This window comes from Candidatus Nanoarchaeia archaeon (genome assembly GCA_035290625.1).
Taxonomy (GTDB): Archaea; Nanobdellota; Nanobdellia; order Woesearchaeales; family DATDTY01; genus DATDTY01.
On record DATDTY010000033.1, the window covers coordinates 79,817 to 101,970 of the forward strand.

The 22,154-nt window shown below is 45.7% G+C and carries 21 protein-coding genes and 1 tRNA gene; 5 read left to right on the forward strand and 17 right to left on the reverse strand.

Features of this window, described 5'->3' with window-relative positions; all coding sequences use genetic code 11:
* Positions 1–121 precede the first annotated feature (121 nt).
* The 3 genes from VJB08_03060 to VJB08_03070 form a co-directional block, all read right to left on the reverse strand.
* Positions 122–1,819 carry a CTP synthase gene (locus tag VJB08_03060; protein ID HLD42942.1) on the reverse strand — a complete coding sequence of 566 codons (1,698 nt, stop codon included), beginning with the start codon at positions 1,817–1,819 and terminating at the stop codon, positions 122–124.
* Positions 1,816–1,956, reverse strand: coding sequence for a hypothetical protein (locus VJB08_03065; protein ID HLD42943.1), 141 nt, complete (start codon positions 1,954–1,956; stop codon positions 1,816–1,818). The genes VJB08_03060 and VJB08_03065 overlap by 4 nt, the downstream gene beginning before the upstream one ends.
* Before the next feature lie 130 nt (positions 1,957–2,086).
* A complete protein-coding gene (locus tag VJB08_03070) occupies positions 2,087–3,352 on the reverse strand; it encodes a winged helix-turn-helix transcriptional regulator (protein HLD42944.1) in 1,266 nt (421 codons plus the stop codon).
* Positions 3,353–3,579: 227 nt separating this feature from the next.
* Here VJB08_03070 and VJB08_03075 point away from each other — a divergent pair, with 227 nt between their 5' ends.
* The 3 genes from VJB08_03075 to VJB08_03085 all read left to right on the forward strand — a co-directional run bounded on the left by VJB08_03075 (position 3,580) and on the right by VJB08_03085 (position 8,746).
* A complete protein-coding gene (locus tag VJB08_03075; GenBank protein ID HLD42945.1) occupies positions 3,580–4,788 on the forward strand; it encodes a hypothetical protein in 1,209 nt (402 codons plus the stop codon).
* 308 nt (positions 4,789–5,096) lie between these two features.
* A complete protein-coding gene (locus tag VJB08_03080) occupies positions 5,097–6,884 on the forward strand; it encodes a sigma-70 family RNA polymerase sigma factor (protein ID HLD42946.1) in 1,788 nt (595 codons plus the stop codon).
* Between the two features lie 95 nt (positions 6,885–6,979).
* Positions 6,980–8,746, forward strand: a complete 1,767-nt coding sequence (locus tag VJB08_03085) for an alanine--tRNA ligase (protein HLD42947.1) — start codon at positions 6,980–6,982, stop codon at positions 8,744–8,746.
* On the opposite strand, the gene VJB08_03090 is transcribed toward VJB08_03085, so the two are convergent.
* From VJB08_03090 to VJB08_03110, 5 genes are all read right to left on the reverse strand, one after another.
* The gene (locus VJB08_03090) at positions 8,727–9,368 is read right to left on the reverse strand and encodes a hypothetical protein (GenBank protein ID HLD42948.1); all 642 of its coding nucleotides are present in this window, start codon (positions 9,366–9,368) and stop codon (positions 8,727–8,729) included. The genes VJB08_03085 and VJB08_03090 overlap by 20 nt on opposite strands.
* Positions 9,347–9,655, reverse strand: coding sequence for a hypothetical protein (locus VJB08_03095; GenBank protein ID HLD42949.1), 309 nt, complete (start codon positions 9,653–9,655; stop codon positions 9,347–9,349). The genes VJB08_03090 and VJB08_03095 overlap by 22 nt, the downstream gene beginning before the upstream one ends.
* 219 nt (positions 9,656–9,874) lie before the next feature.
* Positions 9,875–9,947 (reverse strand) — tRNA-Val (locus VJB08_03100).
* A gap of 132 nt (positions 9,948–10,079) precedes the next feature.
* Complete coding sequence (locus tag VJB08_03105; GenBank protein HLD42950.1) at positions 10,080–10,496, reverse strand: hypothetical protein; 417 nt, start codon at positions 10,494–10,496, stop codon at positions 10,080–10,082.
* Positions 10,497–10,604: 108 nt separating this feature from the next.
* The gene (locus VJB08_03110; GenBank protein ID HLD42951.1) at positions 10,605–11,666 is read right to left on the reverse strand and encodes a hypothetical protein; all 1,062 of its coding nucleotides are present in this window, start codon (positions 11,664–11,666) and stop codon (positions 10,605–10,607) included.
* Between the two features lie 138 nt (positions 11,667–11,804).
* Between VJB08_03110 and VJB08_03115 the strand changes: the two genes are divergently transcribed.
* A complete protein-coding gene (locus VJB08_03115; protein HLD42952.1) occupies positions 11,805–12,083 on the forward strand; it encodes a hypothetical protein in 279 nt (92 codons plus the stop codon).
* Here the strand turns inward: VJB08_03115 and VJB08_03120 are convergent.
* The 8 genes from VJB08_03120 to VJB08_03155 all read right to left on the reverse strand — a co-directional run bounded on the left by VJB08_03120 (position 12,054) and on the right by VJB08_03155 (position 20,855).
* Positions 12,054–13,475 (reverse strand): DHH family phosphoesterase, encoded by a 1,422-nt coding sequence (locus VJB08_03120; protein ID HLD42953.1) that lies wholly within the window; start codon positions 13,473–13,475, stop codon positions 12,054–12,056. The genes VJB08_03115 and VJB08_03120 overlap by 30 nt on opposite strands.
* A 277-nt stretch (positions 13,476–13,752) precedes the next feature.
* Positions 13,753–14,205, reverse strand: a complete 453-nt coding sequence (locus tag VJB08_03125; protein HLD42954.1) for a 30S ribosomal protein S15 — start codon at positions 14,203–14,205, stop codon at positions 13,753–13,755.
* A gap of 160 nt (positions 14,206–14,365) precedes the next feature.
* Positions 14,366–14,818 carry a DUF371 domain-containing protein gene (locus VJB08_03130; protein HLD42955.1) on the reverse strand — a complete coding sequence of 151 codons (453 nt, stop codon included), beginning with the start codon at positions 14,816–14,818 and terminating at the stop codon, positions 14,366–14,368.
* 4 nt (positions 14,819–14,822) lie between these two features.
* On the reverse strand, positions 14,823–16,517 hold the full coding sequence (locus tag VJB08_03135; GenBank protein ID HLD42956.1) for a hypothetical protein: 1,695 nt from the start codon (positions 16,515–16,517) through the stop codon (positions 14,823–14,825).
* Positions 16,518–16,521: 4 nt separating this feature from the next.
* A complete protein-coding gene (locus tag VJB08_03140; protein ID HLD42957.1) occupies positions 16,522–17,880 on the reverse strand; it encodes a hypothetical protein in 1,359 nt (452 codons plus the stop codon).
* Positions 17,877–19,022, reverse strand: coding sequence for a hypothetical protein (locus tag VJB08_03145; GenBank protein HLD42958.1), 1,146 nt, complete (start codon positions 19,020–19,022; stop codon positions 17,877–17,879). Before VJB08_03145 ends, VJB08_03140 begins: the two co-directional genes overlap by 4 nt.
* Positions 19,023–19,355: 333 nt before the next feature.
* Positions 19,356–19,877: a PIN domain-containing protein gene (locus VJB08_03150; protein ID HLD42959.1), complete on the reverse strand. Its 522-nt coding sequence runs from the start codon at positions 19,875–19,877 to the stop codon at positions 19,356–19,358.
* A gap of 495 nt (positions 19,878–20,372) precedes the next feature.
* Entirely contained in the window at positions 20,373–20,855 is a 483-nt protein-coding gene (locus VJB08_03155; protein ID HLD42960.1) for a hypothetical protein, read from the reverse strand.
* Positions 20,856–21,145: 290 nt separating this feature from the next.
* On the opposite strand from VJB08_03155, the gene VJB08_03160 reads away from it, so the two are divergent.
* Positions 21,146–21,277, forward strand: a complete 132-nt coding sequence (locus VJB08_03160; GenBank protein HLD42961.1) for a hypothetical protein — start codon at positions 21,146–21,148, stop codon at positions 21,275–21,277.
* Here the strand turns inward: VJB08_03160 and VJB08_03165 are convergent.
* Complete coding sequence (locus tag VJB08_03165) at positions 21,251–21,724, reverse strand: hypothetical protein (GenBank protein HLD42962.1); 474 nt, start codon at positions 21,722–21,724, stop codon at positions 21,251–21,253. The two genes, VJB08_03160 and VJB08_03165, sit on opposite strands and share 27 nt — an antisense overlap.
* Between the last annotated feature and the right edge of the window lie 430 nt (positions 21,725–22,154).

The following is a 22,154-nucleotide window of genomic DNA, read 5'->3' on the forward strand; positions in this document are numbered from 1 at the left end:
TGCTAAGGAAAAACGACATTCTCCGAAGGCGCCAACCCTCTTGTCGTTGCACAGTCTTTTGTTCCAATGGCTCACAGGAGGGCGCTGCATAACTTTTCAATGGCGCTTGGGCTTGGAAATGCTATCCTGGCTTATACTTTGCTGCAGCCTCTACAAAGCCCACAAATAATGGATGGGGGCTCAGAGGCTTTGATGACAGCTCAGGATGGAACTGGACTCCTATGTGGAAGGTATTTTTTGGGAGTTCGAGAATCTGCATAATAGGGTATTTGGGGGATTTTCCTGAGAATACCATCCCATGCTTTTCCAGAGTCTTGATGTATTCGGGATTGCATTCATAGCGATGGCGAAAGCGCTCCCTTGCAGTATCCTTTTTGTAAATCCTGTATGCCTGAGTCCCTTTTTTGATGCTGACATCCTGGCCACCCAAGCGCATGTTGCCTCCTAAGCCTTCGATCTTCTTTTGTTCAGGCAGGACATCAATGACTGGATCTTTGCATTTTGGGTCAATCTCTGTGGAATTGGCATCCAGCTTGCATACATTCCTGGCGAACTCGACCACTGCCATCTGGAAGCCGTAGCAGAGCCCGAGATAGGGAAGATTGTGCTCTCTGGCGTATTGTATGCATGCGATCTTCCCTTCTGTGCCCCTTTTCCCAAACCCTCCCGGCACAATGATGCCGGAAACCCCTTTGAGGGAGCCTGGAATGTCTTTAATGCCGGATGATTCGACCCATTTCACAATCGGCTTGATCCTGAGCTTTGACCCGCAATGCTCCAATGCCTTGAGGATGCTTAGGTAAGAGTCCTGCACAGTTGTATATTTGCCGATAATCCCAATGGTGACCTCTTTCTTTGCACCGGCAAGACCCTCTGCTATCTCTCTCCAGTTTTCAGATGTCAGCTCCTTGTCCCCATTTGTTCGCGGTTTGAGGCCAAGTATTTTGAATATCTCTTTGTGCAGACCTTTTGTCTCAAGATCAATAGGAACTTGGTAGATATTGCTTACGTTTGGGACGCTGAAAACATGGGACACAGGAACGTTGGCGTAGATCGATATCTTTTCCCTGATCTTCTCTGTCACCTCATTCCTTGCCCTGCAGAGGATGATATGGGGCTGGATTCCAAGGGAAAGCAAAATCCTCAAGCCAAGCTGGGCAGGCTTTGATTTCTGTTCCTGAAGGGAGCTCGGATCTATGATATAGGTCACGTTTACGAAGCAGACATTCTCCCTGCCTTCCTCATAGGAAAGCTCCCGCATTGCCTCCAGAAAGTAGGAGTTCTCCAAATCTCCTGCGGTTCCTCCGACTTCTACAAGGACCACATCAGCGCTTGTTCTCACTGCCAATGTCCTTACAAAGTTCTTAATCTCTCCGGTAACATGGGGGATAAACTGGACGTCCCTGCCAAGGTAATCCCCTTTTCGCTCCTTGTCAATGATCGTCTTGAAAATCTTGCCGGCAGTGAGGTAATTATCCTTGCTCAGGTTCTGGTTGAGGAAGCGCTCATAGGTTCCTAAGTCCAGGTCGCATTCTGTTCCGTCATCCAGGACAAAGACCTCTCCATGGCGAAAGGGATTGAGCGTGCCTGCATCGTAATTGAGGTAGCCGTCAAATTTAATCGGAGCAACTGCAAGGCCATGGCATTTCAGGAGATTGCCAATCGAAGAGCTCAGGGTTCCTTTTCCTACGCCAGACATGACTGAGCCTGTTATGATGACATACTTTGCCTTTCCTGCCTTGTAGCCTTTTGGAAAAGGAGTGTAAAACTCATGCTCATCTGATCTTTCTGCAAGGCTGTCAAGGATATCGCTGCTCATGTGAACTCCCTGCTTACTGGTTTGTTAAATACTTTGCTGTTCTGCAATAGCTTTATTGGAGTATCCTTAGACTTCTTAGACTTCGATTGAGATGGGTATGAAAGGATTTCAGAACCTGGATGTCTTGGCGAGTGCATTTCTAAAGGGGTTTTATATAGTTTATAAAGGTAACGAAAAACGTCTTTGAGTCCCGAAAGTGTGGCATTACCACGAAAACGGGGGCTGCTGCATTGGTGGGACGCACGTAAGGGTGCCGCATGAGGCACTTTAGGTTGGTAAGGTCTGTTGAGAATCTTCTTTAAGCAATAACCACTTTATCTTAGGGTCAGCTTTCCAAAATTTATCTTTTCCATTCTTTCTTCTTAAAAATACGCAACCTGAATTTTCCAAGTCCTTAATATAATTCGAAATATTAGAGCGAGGAATCTTTAGTTTATCAGATAATGCTTTATTGGTTATCTCTTTGTGCTTTATAATTTCACCTAAAACTTCTCGTTCTCTTGGAGTTAATCTATTAAGGTATCTTTTTTCTAAGACTTCATTCAAAACTCTTGCTAACTTATTTTTATCCAGCTTAACCGGACTTTCCGTCGTAGCATGAAATACAGCTGTTGATAAACTATTTAATATATCCCTAATATTCCCATCCATTAATTCATAAAGAATTTTCAAACAATGTTCATTATAGGGGTAAATCAAATTGAGTTTTTCTGAAATGCGTAAACCTTCAAATCTTTTTCTTATTACCTCAATAACCTCATTATAAATCAATGTTTCAATATGAAACGGGGTATCTGACAGTATTGACGAGAATCTTGGGACACTCTGAAGTATGGAAAAAGCAGTGAGATTTCCGATAAAAATAAAATGAACCCCTTTTGTTTGGAAATAATCCCTTAATGTGCCAAATAAACTTCTGATTTTCTTTTCAGACATTAATTCCAAATTATTGTAGTGGATGATAACCTCTTTTTTTGTATTATTGTTTATCTCCTCTATTAACTCAGCAAAAAAACTTTGCAGACTGACAGAGGGCAATACATCGGGTGATTTTTTCTGCGATGCATAATTCCCGCCAAAACCAGCGACCGAAATTCCTGCACTAATACTTGTCTTGCCAATTTCGAATAGACTTTCTAATCTATCATATGTATCCTTACTCACAGGTTTTTCTTTAAGAAGTTTTAAAGTCGAATAAATGGCGGATAATGTATTTAAAACAAATTCATCGGGCGTCCATTTATCTTGCGTTGTTATCTCTTTAAAATGCGTGAAAAATCCCTTTTGAACAGCAGAACTCCTTACCACATTCACAAATGATGTCTTTCCAATTCCGATATCTCCATAAACAAAGACCCTTGACCCACCTTTTGAACCAATTATCCGACTTAACCTTTTTATGAATTCTCCTCTCCCAACAAAGGAATCAATAGGTATTGCGCCACCCATAACCATAATGGGAGAAATGGAGAAAGGATTTTCTTTAACCCCATATAACTCCCAAATGTCTTGTATATCATTATTCTCCTGCATACGAGTTAGTTATAACTTTATATTTATAAATCTTTCTATAATTATGATAATTCATATATCAACCGAAAGATGTATATAGTTATAGATATTTCAATAACTATCGCATTATAACTATGCGGAGATGTTCAAACGAACCCGACGGAGGGAGCAAAAAGGGGGGAGTTCCGTAGATTAGACCGTCCCCGTTTCAATAACCTTTTTAACTCTTGGAAGGCTCTGTTTTTACTATGCTGCCAAAGCCTTCAAAACATCCTCTGTTCAACTGCGGGAAGCTGGACTGCCCTGTGTGCATGAAGGCGTATTCTGTCATACAACTGAAGAAGCGGTTCAGCAAAGAGCATTATTCCACGCAAGGGGTTGCGCCTTTCATCGGAAGGTTTGGGTATCCGGCTGTGCAGGCAGGCGTGTTTGCGCCTCCTGAGAGTTTTGATGAAAGCTGGAAGCTGGATGCTCCGAGGCAGTGGGCTGCTGACAGCCTGGCTTTAGGGAAGATTGTTGAGTATCGAAGCTCTCTTATGAATTCCAGGAGCGCTGTCCACGTCAGGGAGACGGGCGCCCGAGCAAGGTCTATCATGGATCTGCAGGAGATCTCTATGGCCAGCAAGCCTGTTGATGTGGAGATCGAGCTGAAGAAGAGGCCTTTCTTTCGAATCAATACTGATTCGTATATCGCCCCTTCAGGTCCAGTGGCGCAGCTGAAGGAGATGGATATAACTTCCAACCCTAAGATTCCGGTTCATATTGAGAAGGTATACAACGATATTGACCTGAAGGCTGCTGATGCTTTAGGGTATCTGCAAAAGCACGGCTATGATGAGACTTACCTTATGAGGGTGTTTTCTACTGGAGTTATGGGCATGAAGAAGGATAGGAAGATGGTGCCTACCCGATGGTCTATTACAGCAACAGACAGCACTCTTGGCAATCATATTGTCAAGCAGATCAAGGATTGTCCTGTTGGGGGCTACCAGGCGTATTTTGGGGGGTATCTGGGGAATTATTTCTTGGTGTTGGTGTTTCCTGATGTGTGGCAGTATGAGCTGTTTGAGATGCTTGCGGGGTCTTCTCACTATACTACTGACTTTGAGCCTTATGATGGAAGGAAGAGCTATGTTGAGGAAACTGCTGGCGGATTCTATGCTTCGCGTTTGGCTGTGCTGGAGAAGCTGAAGGATATGAAGAGGCAGGGAAGCTGCCTTGTTTTAAGATTTATCACAGGAGACTACCTTGTCCCTTTAGGGGTATGGGTTGTGAGGGAGGCGGTCCGGAAGACGATGATGGGGGGGCCGCTCACGTTTTCAAGCAAGGAGCTTTTGATGAGCTATGCCAAGGCTGTTGCGAAGAGGAAATTTAATTATGATATTGAGCCGATATTGGGGAGGAGCAGGCTATTGGCAGATGTGAGCAACCAAGCAAAGCTTGGAAGGTATCTTTGAAATGTTTATTGAAAATTCGGGGTTTAAGACGCGGGCTTTAGCCCGAATTTTCAATCCACAAAAATCCGAGGATTTTTGGGACGGAAAATTGCTTTTCAATTTTCCTGTCCCGAAAACCGCGCGATCAAAAACCCCGACCTTTAGGTCGGGGATTAGTGCGGTTTTCGTTATCTGGAAATTCATAATTCGCTATTTTGTGGAGCAGGACTATCATTTCGGTGTTGCAGGCAACTCCTAACTCTATGAAAAAAACTCATAAATAGCTTATGGAAATAGTTTTAAATAATGCGTTACCTCTGCCTTCATCTATGGAAAAAGTAAGCCTAAATAAGGCAACTCTGGGCAATCTTGCAATCCTGCGTGCGAATTCAGACAAGCCTGTGAACGATCTTGCAGAGATGATTGACGCGGATCCTGATGTTGTTGTTGTGATGTTGAATTTATTAGGCGTCTCACCCGTCTATGGCCCAGAAGGCAGTATTGTTCCTAAAAAAAGGGTGAGGGGGACTAGTATCACAATCCCCGAGGCAATGAAACAGTTTGGGCTTTCTTATAATCAAGTCTATGATGCAATTCTTGCAGGAGAACTGCCTGTTCAAAGGCCTGAAACGATGACAGATTCTTATCATCTATCTCCTGAAGATGCTAAGGGTGTGCTTGCAAGCATTAAAAATGGAGGCATAAAGCCAAGAAGGGAGCTAAGGTCGGAGAGGATACGGAGAGAGCGAGAGCTTTCTTTCCCTGAACGCGGCTCAAGCCCTGAGAGGCGCTTTCTTAACTACTTCTGCCAGGTGCCCCTGCTTACGGCAAAGGAAGAGCATGAGCTGCTTATGCCGGTTAGGGCAGGGGATGAGGCGGCTGTGGATGATTTGGGTGAAGCCAATATCAGGCTGGTTTATTCAAAAGTGAAGGCCAATAGGAAGAACTGCATTCTCCTTGACCCAATGGACCTTTTACAAGAAGGGTATATTGGATTACACCGCGCCATCTTAAAATTTGATCCTGATAGAATCAACCCACGAACGGGAATGCCTAATCGGCTTTCCACGTATGCTTCCTATTGGGTCGATTACTCAATAGACCTAGCGATTAGTACTCAGGACAGGCCAATCAGAATTCCTAGAAAGATCTACGGGCGCAGGTCCAAGCTTGCGGGTTGGATAATCCACTACATTGATCAGCATGGTAAAGAGCCAAGTTTTCAGAAAGTCATTGAAGCATTCCCTAAATACCCTTCTGGAGCTCTTAAAGGGGATTTGCAGTTTCTTACATTTACGCCTGCAGGCCCCGCATTCAATTTTGAATCCCTTCTCAATCTTGATGTCGTTGTCAACGAAGAAGGAACACTCAAGCTTGAAGACGTTCTTGCGGATATGAAAACGCCATGGCCTTCTGAGGAAGCCATGAATGCTGAGGAACTAGCCAAGGCACGTAGGCTTGTGAGCAGGCTTAATGTTCCTGAGCAATCAAAAAATATATTCCGTATGCTTACCGGCTTGGAGGATGGGTGTGATTATACCCTGAAAGAAGTGGGGGAAATGTTTGGAGTACCGGAAGCTCGCGTTATCAAACTCCATCGGCAACTACTGGATATGATTGATGATTTGCAAAAGCCAGGCGATTCCCTTATAAGCACATACCGCGCCCAGATGTTGCATCAAATCTCTGAAATATTTTATCAAGCTAAAAATCTTGGTCCTAAGTACAACAGAATTTACCTCATTAAATGCGGGTATCTTGACGGCGATACTTATTCCAACCGAACCTTAGCAAATTCTCACTCCGTTACTATAAACTGCATTAAGAGTCAAATGACCAGGCGGTCTATCTTTCTTAGGAAAAATGGCATCTACTATGATGGAAGAATCCATTTTTCAACGCCACAACTCGAACATGCACTCGATAAGGTGGCAATACCTGATATCCATAAACAATGGTACAGGCAGCATTGTGGACTTAATGGGCGGGGCATCTGCTATTCAGCTGACGCTCTCGCACGGGAAGACAACGCCTCAAAAGGTATTGTCCACCATGCACTCTGCGAAGCCAGGCAGGCGGTTCGCCAGCAGATGATAAATGATTTGGTCAAAGGATGAGCAATTGAGAATACTGGTCTCGCCTCTGGTTATGTATCTAGGCTCTCTGTTCTCCCCATTAAACATTTAAATACCAGCAGCAACTCTTTCCTTCCATGAATGCTGACGAACTGAGGAAGAAATACTTTACTTTTTTCAGGGGAAAGAATCACGCATTGATCCCTTCTTCGTCGCTTGTGCCTGAGCACGATCCAACCGTATTGTTCACAACAGCAGGGATGCAGCCTCTGGTTCCTTATCTGACGGGGCAGAAGCACCCTTTGGGAAGGCGGCTTGTTAATGTGCAGAAATGCATACGGACAGGAGATATTGACGAGGTTGGAGACAATTTCCACCTGACTTTTTTTGAGATGCTCGGGAACTGGTCATTGGGAGATTATTTCAAGCAAGAGGCGATCAGCTGGAGCTGGGAGTTTCTGAGAGGCAAGGAGTGGCTTGGCCTGCCAAAAGAGAAGATTGCGGTCTCTGTGTTTAAAGGAGACAAGGATGCTCCGTTTGACAAGGAATCTTATGAAATCTGGAGATCACTTGGTGTTCCTGAAGAGAGGATAGCAAAGCTTGGAAAGGAAGACAACTGGTGGGGGCCTGTGGGAGAGGCAGGGCCCTGCGGGCCTGATACTGAGATGTTCTTCTGGACAGGAAGCGGAAAGGCTCCTTTGAAATTTGATCCCAGAGACAAGAGATGGGCTGAGATATGGAATGATGTCTTCATGGAGTATGAGAAGAAGAAGGATGGAAGCGTTGTTCCTCTTGCCCAGAGGAATGTTGACACAGGAATGGGTGTTGAGAGGGTTGTTACGAGCCTGAACGGAAAGCAATCCGTTTTTGAAACCGAGCTTTTTATCCCCCTGATTGACAACCTCAAGCTGCTCTCAGGGATTGCAGATCCTGATGAATTCCAGGAAAGATCCTTCCGCATTATTGCTGATCATCTCAGGGCAGCAGTGTTTATCTTGGGAGATGAACGGGGGGTTGTTCCAAGCAATGTGGATCAGGGCTACATCCTCAGACGCTTTATCAGAAGGGCTGTCAGGCATGGAAATCTCCTTGGAATATCCCGGGGATTCACCAAAGAGGCAGGGGCGCTGGTTGTTGATATGTTTTCGAATACTTATCCTGAATTAAAAAAGAAAAAACAATCCATCCTGAATGAGCTGATGAAGGAAGAGAGACAGTTCAGGCAGACTCTTGAGAAAGGGCTCCGTCAGTTTGGGAGGTTTGTCAAGGACAAGAAGGAACTTATTTCAGGGCGTGAAGCATTCCTGCTTTTTCAAAGCTATGGATTTCCGATTGAGATGACTGTTGAGCTTGCAAAAGAAAAAGGGCTGAAGGTGGACGAGAATGGCTTTTCTGAGGACTTTGAGAAGCATAAGGACCTCTCCAGGCGGGGAGCTGAGCAGAAGTTCAAGGGAGGGCTGGCTGACACTTCAGCGAATACTGTCAAATTGCATACTGCGACCCATCTCCTGAATGAGGCGTTACGGATGGTTGTTGATGAGGGTATTGTGCAGAAAGGGTCGAACATCACTCCTGAACGGTTGCGTTTTGACTTCAACCTTGGGCGGAAGCTCACCAAGGATGAGATTAAGAAAGTTGAAGAGCTTGTGAACAGGAAAATACAAGAGGCAATCCCTGTTGAACGCAAGGAGATGCCTTTTGAGAAGGCAAAAAAATTAGGCTGCCAGATGCAATTTGGGGAGAGTTATGGGGATCGGGTCTCGGTCTATTTTATTGGTGACTTCTCTAAGGAGTTTTGCGGCGGGCCTCATGTGACCAATACGTCAGAGCTCGGAAGCTTCAAGATTGTCAGCGAAGAAGGGATTGGAAAGGGTGTGCGCAGGATTAAGGCAACTGTTCGCTGATGGTGAAAATCTTCTGGATCGTGTCTGCCTGAGCATCGTACACCACGAGGTGCTGGGGATACTTCACCAGCAGTTGGCCTGGCGTTACATCATTGAAGTATGAGGGGTATTGCGCCTTCAAACCGATCAGAGACTCGTTGCTTATCACACCGATGGCAGGAGTGATCTGCCTTAAGTCCCCAAGCTCAGCGTGGCTGTTGAGCCTTTGAAGGATCGCATTCGCTGCAGCTTCCTGCGTGCTTATAATTCTTGCAACTGATCCTGTCCGGGCATCATAGATAAAGATGGCATTCGGATACTCGATGATAATCTCTCCAAGATGGGCATTTGTGACTCCAGCAATCTGCTGCTGGAGTTCTGCGATGTTTTGCTCATTGATTTGGATAATCGCCAGGGGATTCACATTCCTGTACTGCTCCAATCCTTGGATAGAAGTGACCTGATTGAGGAATTCCTGCACTTCCTGCGCTTGCTGGCTGGTTGCTGCGCCAGTGATGCTGTTCTGCGGAGCGGCTTTGATACTCACAAGGTTATAGACAGAAATCCCCAGGCTTGCAATGACGAGTATGCCGAGGATTAAGGCTGTATTTTGCGACACTATTATCTGCCTTTCTTTTGCCATTTGCCTTTCCTGCGCTGTTCAAAGGACTCGGAGCAGTGGTCTGAGCAGAACTTCATATCTTCATCGTCAATCTCCTTCTCCACCACAGAATCTGCATCTATAAGTATCTTCCCGCAGTTTCTGCATTTTGCGCCAGAGCCGGCGTTTGCCGCGCCTTCCATAAACCCTTCTTCCAAATCAGATATTTCTGAATCTTCAACAAGCTTTTCCCTGCCTTCTTTAGTGTAGACGTCCTCTTCTCTCTGATTGTCTTCCATCTCGAATTCCTTCCTGTCGGATGATTTCATGTTTCCCCCTCCTGTTCAGCAAAGAACTCTCCTTTTTATACTTTTGTATGGGCCGGCTCATTGAAATGTGATGCAATGCCCTTTGTGAGCCATTTGAACAGAGAGCAGAGCAACGACAAGGGGGTCGTCCCATACGGGGAATGCCGTTCAACAGCCGAAACAGTACATGGTGAACTTGGCATTGCCGAACGAAGTGAGAAACTTTTCAATGAGCCAGTATGGGTCCACCCGGATTCGAACCGGGGACCTTCACCTTGTGAAGGTGATGTCATAACCGCTAGACCATGGACCCTTGCATGCCTGTGTTTTATGATATGTTTTTAATGTTTTTGTAAAGATCAGACACGAGAAATGAACATCAGAAATCAGAAGGAGGGCCCGGCAATGTTGGGGGGTTGGGTAAGAATCAGGCGCCAGGCCCTTCTTATGAGAGTTTCTTTTTCATGAGTTGAGGAGGTTTTCGCAGCTCTTGGAGCCACATTAATCCTATACGGATCATCTCTTTATTGAACCTATCCGAAATCTTGTATGTCTTTTTGTAAAGGTCATAGTCAATGATGCCCATGCTTTTCATGGGAGTCAGGATGCGATCATAAAACTGCCTTTTGTTGTAGGAAATCCTGACTTTCTTTCCCCAGTATTCGGGCTCGTCTATTGTTGTTATCAGAGTGCCGTCGTGAAGCCTGGTAGCAAAGAGAGACATCTCTGTCTTTGTCATCTCCCCTTTATTCTCTTTTATGTTTTCTATCAGTAACTTTCCCACAATCTTCTGCTGCTTTGTGGCGAAAATCACTTCATAGATATTGTCGGGGAGGTTGAACCTGTCAAACAACAATACCATGTACCTTAGGGTTAGGTTGAACTAATATATAAATGTTTCTATAATAGATACTAGTATAGAGAAATGTATATTATTGATTCGTATGATTCGTATATATCCTTGGTACCCTTATTGGGATTCCTTCTGCCTGAAAAGATACGCAGAGCATCTCATCCTGTCTTTCCAGGTGTCAATGTCAAGGCTGCAGTGAGGCGGGACCAGAACCATCCTCCCGTGAATCCCTTTCTCCTCCCTGAACATCTGCTCTGCTTCAAGAACAGACCATTTTCCTGTTCCCAGATCCAGCAATCCCCTGAAACCCTTGCTTTGATACGCCTCTCCCATAATCCTTCTTTTTGAGTACAGCATCGGTATCATGCTGCTTTTCTCGTCCACTGCATTTACTTGGGCTAGGAACATGTTTCCAGACATGTACATGTCGATATCCCTGCCTGTCAGGATAGTTTCTTTGTCATTCAATGGAATTCCAAACTTCCTTAGGTTGCCAGGGAGTAAACTTAATGGAAGGAGCAGGGGATGGTCGTTGAACCTCGGAATGCCATACGCTGCAAGGTCTTTCTTGGTAATAAATGCCGCAAGATCTTTTCTTGACACAACTGCAGCATACATCTCAACACCTTCTATGCCCCTCTTCTGGGAATTCTCGACAAATATATCAATGTCATCTCCTGTAACCAAAGGGACATCCCCACTGATAATCAGAAGGTACTCCTGGCTATAGAAAGCCCCATTATGCAGAGCGCTCATTCCCAATTCGATATTCTCCTGAAGATCAGAGCCTTGCTGCTGGATGTGGATTCCCTTATCTTTCACTGTTCTCTGGATGCGCAGCTTTGGGCCTATGGGATAAATCTCCTCCTTGTTGATATACCTGCTCTGTTGGCATGCCTCAATAACCCTTTCAAGGCTTGTCCCAAGATTCTCCTGAGCTGCCTGCTTTCTCTCTTCCCTGTCCTTCCAAACTGAATGAAGCATGCTTACTATGCCAAAATGCCTGCTTTCCGGAGGCTTGTCTATTGTCAGCAGTGATTTGTTCCTTCCAATGATGAACTGCTCCCTATAGATCCTGCCAACCCATTCTTTTTCCTCCTGCTCCTGAGCTTTGGCCGTTCTTCCCTGATTATGGCCTGCGAGGATCAGCGCAGCTAATGACCCCGGTTGGATACCCATCTCTCCCTCTGGAATCTTTCTCCCCTTTTAACTTTTTTCCCTCCTTAAAAACCCCCACCACAAACTTTATATAACAACTGTGCTTTGCAGCCTATAGGTCATTACCTGTATATTCGAGGACACACATGAGGGGGATGTATGAAGAATACCAAGATATTCAACGTTTTCTTTCGAGAGAAGCCGGCGATGATGCTGATTAATCTCAGGAACTCAAAAAGCAACGTCTACGCATCTTCCCTCGCAAAGTCGATCGATTGCACGTATTCCCATGTGGTGAAGATTCTTCAGCAGATGGAGAGAAATGATCTTATCAGCTTCAACAAAAAGGGCAGATTAAAGCTTCTTACGCTGACAAAGAGGGGAAGCGACATCGCAGATTCAATCGATTCAGTCAGGAACTCTCTTTTGACCCGCTAGCTTGCCCAGCACGTCTCTGGCAGCTTCAAGAAATTCTTTCTCTTTGCCCTGCGGGATGACAGACCCTGCTGCGTAGATATGGCCGCCAGTGCTGCTGCCATCAACTCTTGATGTGATCTCTTCCATGATGCTCCTGAGGTCGATGGAGCCGTCGCTCTGAAAGCCGGCCCGCCTGATGCTTGCCTTCAGGGTCTTGTCCGGAGCCTCTGCCATAGAAATAATAATAGTGCCGGGCCTGGTGGTGTTTGATTTTGCGATCATAGATGCTATCGTGCCGATCATGGTGCTGAGTATCTCTGTTCCTGCGCTGATGATCATATAGCCCGGATGCTCCTGGACAGCCGCAGTTCCGCGATGCGCCTCAAACCATTGCATGGCAGCAATGATCTCCCTTCGGTATTCCAGCAGGTGGCTGATTGCCTGCCTCTTCATCTTCGGATCGCCGAGGCACGCTCCGATTCCCAATGAGGCTTTTCCCATCCTGCCGCAGGAGTTGAGCAGTGTTGCAAATTCCTTTGCGTCTCTGAGAGGAGATTCTTCTTCCTCCTGCTCGAGGATGTAGATATTGCCAAGGACATCTTCGGGCTTGGCTTCGCCCCGCCTGGCCAGTACCACGCCTGCTACAAGTGCCTGCATCTCCTCCTGGCTGAGATCAGCCATCTTCTTCCATCCCTTTCCCTTCTTTGGGCTGATTCCGAGATTATGGAGGAACTGAATTGCGCCTGATTCAGATCCAGAGACACCAGGGATGTAGGGGTCTGTGCTGTACCCAAGGATTTTATGGATCGGCCGGGTCTGCATCCCAAACAGCCGAAGACCTTTCTGGACACTTATCTTACCCTGGTTTCTTGCGGTCTCAAGGATGCTGGCGTTGAGCCTTTCAAAACCGCTATTCTCCTGAGCGTCGCCAATCGCTCCAACAATGGCAAGGTGAGCACATGCCTCGTTCTTCCTGTCCAGAGCCTCAGCAAACATATAAGCAACTCCGGCTCCGCTGACTTCCCTTGATCCCTCAATGCCAAACATGTGCGGGTTGATGTGGAGAACCCTGTCGTTGCCGACGCCGGACACTTCATGATGGTCAAGGATCACAACATCTTTGCTCTTAAGATGCTCCTTCACCTGTTCTATCATCCCTGAGCCAAGGTCTGTAAACGCGATGATTTTGTACTCCTCTTTTGCGAGCTCTTTGATGAACGTCTCAGTAAGCTGAGGCACGATAGAAATGGCAAAGCCCCTATTTTGGCTCTTCAGCGCATGGATGAGGATTGAGGCTGCGCAGATCCCATCGCAGTCAAGGTGCGATATTATCCTGACTGTTTCATTTTTCAGCTCCTGAAATTTTTTTGCAGAATCAGCAATATGCTTGCGAAATGCATCATATTTATCCATCAGCACCATGCACTTTCAGTTATTATATAAAGATATCTTAACCTGCGGCTGCGGTGAAAATCTCGCTTCGCGGCTACCGCCAAGTTCGCAATTTGCGTCCCTTACTCCTATAATCGACATTCGTCCCCGACGGGGCATCCCCCGACAGCGGAAATCAAAGATTTCCTGGGTTTGCTAACGCAAACAGTCGATGCTCTGATCCCAATAATGTTGCTCACAAAGGGCGGCAGCACTGATTTTCACCGAAGCCTTAACCTGCCAGAATCCACAGAATGCGCTACGTGGTGTACTGTATCCGCTTGGCGTCAATCTTCCATCCAACCGGAAGCTTTCGGATTTTTTTATAATACTTTATGAGACGCTTTATTTTTGCGTCTGTCAGCTGCAGGCCCCGCTTGGCAACCATGTCCTTCTTGTTGACTTCAAAATGCTTTCGCAGGGCGTTGCTCCTCTTCATCAGGGCAAAGAGGTCTTCAGGAATCTCCGGAAGGATCTTCTTTTCCTGGAGTATCCCCGTGATCTTCTTTTTGAGAATTGGGCGGACATCGGGGATTCCGTAGGTGTCTCTCAGGATGAGCCCAATCTGGGAAGCGGATTTTCCCTCCTTCGCCAGTTTTGCAATAATAATCTCAATCTCTTTTGGCTTATAGCCAAGCCAGGCAGGCTTGGTCCTTTTGACAGGCCTTTTTGAGCCTGACTTTCCCCGTTTTCTTGAATACATCCTTGCCATAGAATACGCATCTCCGGCATATATTCGCTTTCGCCAATATACCCCTTGCGTGCTATTGAGGAACTTTGGATTGTTTATAAATGTTTCGAGATGGGCTGGTTGCCGCCTTTTTTTGCGAGGCTCAACCAACCGAGGCGTCAGCAGCGGAGGGGGTTGTCCCTTACGGGCGAGGTGCCGCTCTTTGCTGAAAAGATGAAGAGCCGAGCTGGCGGCAACCCTCAGCTGATATACTTACTGTGATGCTGTGTGTCTTCATCATCCTCTTGAGATTGGTGTTAAGCCCGGCTGCAGATTTGGAGGCTTTGGTGGCAAATGTCCTTGAAGAGAGAAATTCTGTTGTCCTTATCACCATTTCATCTGCGTCTGAAAAATCCCTGTTCGGGACAGCAATCAATGAATCTTGCGCATCTCCGGATTGTATCGCAATCTTCAGCTTGTCCTCCTTTCTCAAGGCTGCCAGGAATCTCTTCATCTGCTGCAGCTTGAAGTCTGCCTGGATGCCAACTATACAGGTTCCCCTCGGAGTAAGGTGAGAGTCCCGCGTAAACTCCAGCGTTGTTTTATGGCTTGCCCTGATATTTGGGTGGCCTTGGCAGGTAAATCGGATTTCCATCGAATCATTTAGCCAGCTGCTTTACTTCTTCGTATGCTTGCCTCATCTTCCTGTAGAAAATGGCTTTCGCCTTGCTTGTGAAGTCCATCTCAAGAAGCTCTGCGTATGCCTTCTTTGCTTTTGGGTAGGATGCTGCGATGGCTTTTTTGTCTCGCCTCTGTATGGAATGCTCCAGCTTACGGAGCCATTCATTGAACTCAGCGACTTTGCCCCTCTTTGGGTCTAATGAAGCTGCAGCCTGGCGCTCTCCAATCCCCTGGCCCTTGATTTCCTGATCCTTTATCTCCTGGCGCAGGAGGCTTTTTGACAGGATGTCGCGGTGTTTCTTAACCAGCTCAACTTTCTTTCTAATGACTGCTTTTCCTGCCTGCCTGCTTAATGACTCTATACTTCTCGCTGCTGCTTCAAGCGAAGGCATGAGCCTGTCTACCTGCCTGATATCTGCCTGGCTGATTGCGTGCTCGCTTTGGCTCAGGTACTGATTAAAGGCCTTGAGGTACTTGTTAAACCTCTGCCGTTGCCGTTCCTCGGGGGACTTCAGGATGCGGAGCTTTCCAAGCCATCCAATGGCTGTCCGCATGATCCAGACAGCAATAATGAAGAGAACTACAACGCTTGCGATCAGTGGAAGGAGAGGAACAGCTTGCCTGGCTGCTGCTGCAATCTGCACTAAAGGCAATACTCCGCTGTAGGGGAATACAGCAACCACAGCGATGAAGAGCCATAGCGTAATGATCCATATCCAGAGCCATTCCTTCTGGATATCCTCTTTGGCTTGCTTTGAGGATACTCTGTACTGGTTTATAGAGGTATATGCCCATAACCCGACGAAGAAATAAATGTATGCTGCCACAGCAAAGAGGGCGATTGCCGCAACAAATGCAGTAAGCCAGCACCAGGAGGATTCCACGCATATCTGCTTGAGTGTTGAGAGCTGGGATGCAGCTCCTACGTCAAGGAGAGCGCTTGCTGTTCCAACTGAGCTGCCATAGGTTGCGATGGCGGAAAAGACATACTCTCCTCTGGCGAGATTATCGGGGATATGGACTCTCTTGAAGAAAGATGCCTGTGTCTTGACAACGACGCTTTCACTTTCTGTGATAATTGTGTTGCTTGCGGTGTCTTTGAGCTGGTACTCCATCTGGACATTTGCCTGGGAGAGGCCTAGGAGATTAAAGAGGCGGACCTCAATGGTGAAGTCTCCGCCCTGAGGGACTTCTCTGCCGGCAGAAACCGGGTTGAGGTTCATGTCAAAGAGGACGTCTTTGCTCTCAACCTCTATAACTACAGGAATGGACTTGGGCTGATTGCCTGAGATGATAAGCTTGCCCACATACACTCCTGGGGAGAACGATGTTCCAGCTTCCTCATCCTGCGGAGAGAACCGAAGGAAAAGGATTTTCGTCTGGCCGGGCTGCAGGAGGAATTGCTGCTCAGGGATTTTTATCAGGCCTTCAGCCCCTGCTGCCTGTATGCTTATGTGTTCAGCATTCAGGCCCCGGTTACTAATCCTGACAGGCCTGGAAATAAACTCACCCTGTTTTACCACTACTTTGATAAGAATCTGATCAACATCAATTGATGCCCCTGATGCTCCTGCCGCAGCTTCTTGCTTTGGAATCTGCTGCTGCAGAAGGATGCCGCTTGAGAGAAGGATAGCTACCAGCACTACAATCCCTATATGCTTAAGGGGATTCATTGTATCATTTTAGGAATCTTCTTTTATATAGCTTTGCATGGCTGCGGCTCAGTAGAACGTCTGCGTTGCCGCCTTTTTTGCGAGGCTCAACCAACCGAGGCGTCAGCAGCGGAGGGGGTTGTCCCTTACGGGCGAGGTGCCGCTCTTTGCTGAAAAGATGAAGAGCCAAGCTGGCGGCAACCGGCGGCTTGTGAGCGAGTGAGAAGGGGCTTACTCGCAAGCCACGCCGAGACTTTCTACTGAGCCCATGGCTGCGTTTTGCAGGCGGTGCAGCTGGCATTTTCCTGAAGCGGCTTCTCAACAGGAGCAGCAGCAGGATGAGCGCCACAACTACGCCAATTACATTTGCAAATGAAAATGGCTGCGGCTCTGTGATTGTGAACGTCTGGCTGGAAACTGCAAACCCGTTCTTGTAGAGGATCTCGACGATTGCAACATAAGCTCCTTTCTCCAGGTTTTGTGTGTTGTACTCTTTTCTGTACGAGAGCTGATTCTGAACCTTGAGGCTTTCGTTTGATTGGAAGAGGACATTTCCATCAAGGTCTTTGATGATGTAAGTTGCCTGAACATCTGTGCCTCTCTCTTTGAGGTTGAAGAGGGTAATCTGCGCATAGAGACTCCTGCCCTGAGGTATCTCATGGTTGGGAATGTCAAGGCTGACGTCGAAGATAATATCGGCTGTTTTTACTTCAATGGTCACTGGAATCTCTTTTGATATCCCTTCTGATGAGAGCGTGAGCTTTCCAACATAGACTCCTGGCTGTTGGCCTGATGAGGCCTGCAGTGTAATTTGGGCAGAACTTCCCTCTGCAATAGAGAGGCTTGAATCTGATGAGAGCAGGGAGGCCGCTTCTCCTGATATATCGATGCTGAGATCAAGGTCAGTGTTGCCGGTGTTTGTGACTGAAATTTGCTTTTCATCTTCTGCTCCAAGAACAAGAGTGAAGGTAATGCTTCCTGGAGAGGCTGAGAACCCCGGGTGGGGCCATTCTATGGTTGCGTTGCTCCCTCCTCCACCTCCTCCACCACCGCCTCCTCCTGCTGATGCTGCGGCTCCTGCAGGGCAGGATGCCAGGCATGTTCCTGAGCAGCAGGCTCCTGACATGCAGTCCCTGTTCGCTTCGCATGGGTCTCCGTTTGCGTACTGCAGGCGGAAGAAGAAGCCGAAGAAGCTTCTGAAGTTTGCTGAAGACGCGTTTCCTGAGACCGGCGTTACAGCAAATGAGGATTGGTAATTGCTGCTTGAGGAGTTTGTTGAGCCAGGTGAAGGGTCTGCATCGAAGACAAAGTTTGAGTTGCTCATTGTCTGTGCAGCAGCTAATGGGAACAGCAATGCTGCGATGATATAATAGAGGGTTCTCATGCCTGAGCACCTTCACCAAGCCTACTACCAGAGCCCTCGTAGCCTGTTCTATTCTTATATGTTCTATTCTTATATATTGCGTGCAGTGGAAAAAATTCATAATAGCTATTTTCGTCGAACCACGCGCATTTGAATGATTTGATGTCGAGTTTTGTCCTTGACGCTAGGCTGAGTGCGTAGAGCGTGAGCTGTTCAATTGGGTTGCAGCTTTTTGCTTCGGGCTTGTAATCTAAGATGTGGATAAGGCTGTTTCTTACCTGGAGGATGTCGATATGGCCTGTGATGGGGGTTTTTGCATTGCTGAGGTTTAGGGTGAATCCTCTTTTCTGGAAGTATATGATATCATCTTTTGTGAGATAGACCGGGATTTCTGTTGCAATGGTTGTTGAGTCGTTGGTTATGAAGAAGCCCTGGAGCGCTTTATGGCGCTGAGCGTTGCTCCTTGCGAGGTTGAGGGCCAGCTTTGCCAGCTTGTTTGCTGCGTTGGCCTTTGAGATGTGAATGATATTTAGGTGCGAGAACTTGATTTGAGATGCCCTTTTTTGGCTGCTTAATTGCGGCGTGTCCAGCCTAGAATGTCTTCTGTATTCTTTAAAGATATGATGAGGGAACTTGTTTGTTGGGATTTTGCTGAGGTATGATTTGAGAGGGTCGTAGAATCTGCTGGTATTGGTGAATTGGTTGTTGTATTTGGGGTGGTGGAAGAGGACTTCGAGCTTTGCCTTGTGGATTTGGAATGTGTACGGCAGGTTGTTGTGGAGAAGGGGGTATGACTCTATAATCTGGCCTGGGGAGAAGATCTTTTTTGCTTGGCCTCTTAGTTTGCTGAATGCGCAGATATTCTTGTATTCGCTTAGCCATTTGGCGATGGTTGACGGGGGGAGCTTTGTTGCGGCCTGCTTTTCTATGATGTTTGATGTATCTTTCAGGCTGTGGCCAAGGTTGTAGGTAGAGATTGACTTTAGGATGATGCCTATGGGATAGGTTTTGTTTTTTGATTGGCTCTGTGTGAAGACGGATTTGCAGACTTTGCATTGATATTTTTGGATGGCCTGGAATTTGTTTTTTGCGAAGCCTCTTTTGACGGTTTGAGTGGAGCTACAGTTTTGGCAGGTGATTGTTTCTTTTGTTTTCTTTTGCATTTTTTATGCACCTGATTTGAGGCGGGTTTTCATTGGGTTATGCGCTGGATTTTGGAAGTTTGTGCGCACCTGATTTGGGCAGGCTTCATGCACCTGATTTGGGATGGGGTTTTCATTGGGCTGGGTTGGTGGGAACGTTTTGCGCAGGGGGCTGGTAACGAGATTGCTTGCACTCCATAATCTTTATATACCTCAATTGATTATTGCGCGTATAATGAAATCGTTGGCTGATACTAAGGAGTGGAAAAAATTGAGGAAAAAGATAGAGGAAGCTCGGAAGGATCCTAAATTCAGAGCTTTTATAAGGAAGTTTATTGAAGCAACGTCTCATACTCATAGATAAGCCTCCTTGAATTTTTGGTAGGGGATAAATTCTGGAGTTCTCATCTGATAATCCTTATCGACCCTTTCATATGCTTTAATGGCTTTTATGCCCAGCATACTCTTTGTGTCGTGAGAGACAACAATATCCAGCTTATGAAGGGAAGCGCAGGCGATTATTTTAAAGTCATTTATTATATCATCATAACCGCAACCTCCTTTTAACTTATTATATTCTCCATAATACCTATTGGCGATCAGTTCTACCAAATCTGTAATCTTTAAAATGTGATTGTCTTTTCTAACAAATAGGTCATAGATACTCAAGACCAGTTTTCGCTTACTTTCTGCGCCAATCCTCTCTTTTTTAGCAACCGCCCTCAGCTCATTCCTTATCAGCCTGTTGCCGTAAATCACAAATCTTTCCGGGATGCCTTTAACTATTTTAGGGACCACATCAATATCCTCTATCAATCTTCCATAAACGCTCGTATCCAGGATGATCCTTTTTTGTTGTTTATTTTGGATTTTCATAGGCTGCCCTCGTTGAAAATGCAATTAACTGCAAAAAATACATTTGATCATCGATTTTCAGTTCGTCAGAGTTTTTATTGAAAATTCGGGGTTTAATACCCCGGGCTTTAGCCCGAATTTTCAATCCCGAAAACCGCACGATCAAAAACCCCGACCTTTAGGTCGGGGATTAGTGCGGTTTTCGTTATCATACTCTTTAGGGTTATGCATTGGATGTTTTCTTCGATTGTGCACCTGATTTGGGATGGGGTTTTCATTGGGCTGGGTTGGTGGGAACGTTTTGCGCAGGGGGGGGGCTTAGCCCAAGCGGGCAATTACCTTGCCTCCTGCCGGTGTGTTGAGTCAAACATAATCTTTATATATTCAGATGGTTTATTAGTTCTCTTATGAAGAACCCTAAAACTATGACTTTTGCTGAGTTGATTAAACTTGCAGATGATATCAAGAGAGGCATCACTAAGAGATTCCTGAAATCTGCAAAAAAAATCGATATTTCTAATTAGGGAACTCAATCTTTATCACCTCCATGTTATTTCTTGTTAGGATCTGGTTTATCATTTCTTGGTTGTTTTTGAGATGGACTCTGTTGAATGTGATGAGTGCGTCAAGCTGGAATATGCTTGTTATAAGTACAAGGATAGTGTCTTCTTCCTTTACCCCGGTTTTGATGAGCGCATTGATAACCTGACTATAATCGATATTCTTTGCTTTTGCGTTTTCGAGAATCTCTTTAGTAGAATAAATCCTTGCTGCCCACAGTTCAAAAAATTCACTTATCTGGTCTTTAAGCCTCTCATGTTTCCATTGGTTGACTAATTCCAGAAGATGGTACGATGTGCAAAGTATGATATCCCCTCTCCTTATTTTCTCCATATATACCCTGGCCGCATCTCCTCTCTCCCCTTTGTCCCATAGCCCAACTGTAACCACATCTAAATCTAGGAGGATTCTTTTTTTCGGTTTATTTTGGATTTTCATATGAGTTTTCCTTTGCTGAAAATGTAATAAACTGTAAAAAAATACATTCGATCATTGATTTTCGATGAGTCAGAGTTTTTACCATGCTCTTTAGGGTGGGTTATGCATTGGGTGTTTTCTTCGATTATGCGCCGGATCTGGAGAGGTTTTTTTGGTCATAGGGGCTGGCTTTATGCGCCGGATTTGGAGAGGGTTTTTGGGTCATAGGGGATGGATTGGGGGATTTTTTTGGGGCCCGGCTTCGCATCTTATGCGAAATGTTTAAATATTGATTTAACCTTCTGTTTATTATGAAATGCCAAAAACCCGATTGGGATACATTGATAAGGGAGATTGAAGAGGCTAACAAAGATCCCAAGTTTGTGAAGGCTGTTAAGGAATTCATAAATATCACGTCAAACAGGAGGGTCTATAAGGTCTAATCTTCTTTTGTATTCTTGATATGGGATAAAATCAGGATTTTCCAATCCGTTTTCAGAATTTATTTTTTTGTACGCTTTCATTGCCAACTCTGAAAGCATCGTTTTTGTGTCATGGGACACTACGATGTTCAATTCCTTTATCGAGGCTGAAGCGACGATTAAAAAGTCATTTTTCAGGCTATCATAAGGATATTTTCCATCGAATCTCCTGTATTTCTCATAATACTTTTTTGCTAATATCCTGATTAAGTCACCCATTATTATCTCATGGCCTGCGGTTAACCTGTCATAGAGGTTTAAGAGCAGGATCCTTTTGCTCTGCTTACCTAATCTTGCCTGTGCTGATGTCTCTCTTAGCTCATTTCTAATAATCCTATTGCCATAAACCAATGTTTGGTTCCTTTCGATTCGTTTTTCTATCTTGGTTACTGTTTGAGGATCGAGCATCAATTCCCCATAAACGCTCGTGTCTAAAAGCGTTCTTTTTGGTGTTTTATTTTGGCTTTTCATATCAGGATCTTCCTCTTGTGTGGAAAGGCAATCATATAAACCACAAAAGCGGGATGCATTCGAGCATTGTTTGCGGGGATTGTTTGAGGCAACTGATTCATGCAGTGTGTTTTATGCATTTGTGCACCTGATTCGAGGCAAGTTTTCATTGAACTATGGACAGGATTTAGGGTTCTCATGCACTTGATTTGGTGCGGGGTTTTCATTTGGTCATGCACCGATTTTGGGCAGGCTTCATGCACGTGATTTGGGGTGGGGTTTTCATTTGGTTATGCACCTGATTTGGTGCGGTTTTTTAGGGTTGCCATGCACTTGATTTGGAGTGGGGTTTTCATTTGGTTATGCACCCGATTTGGTGCGGGGTTTT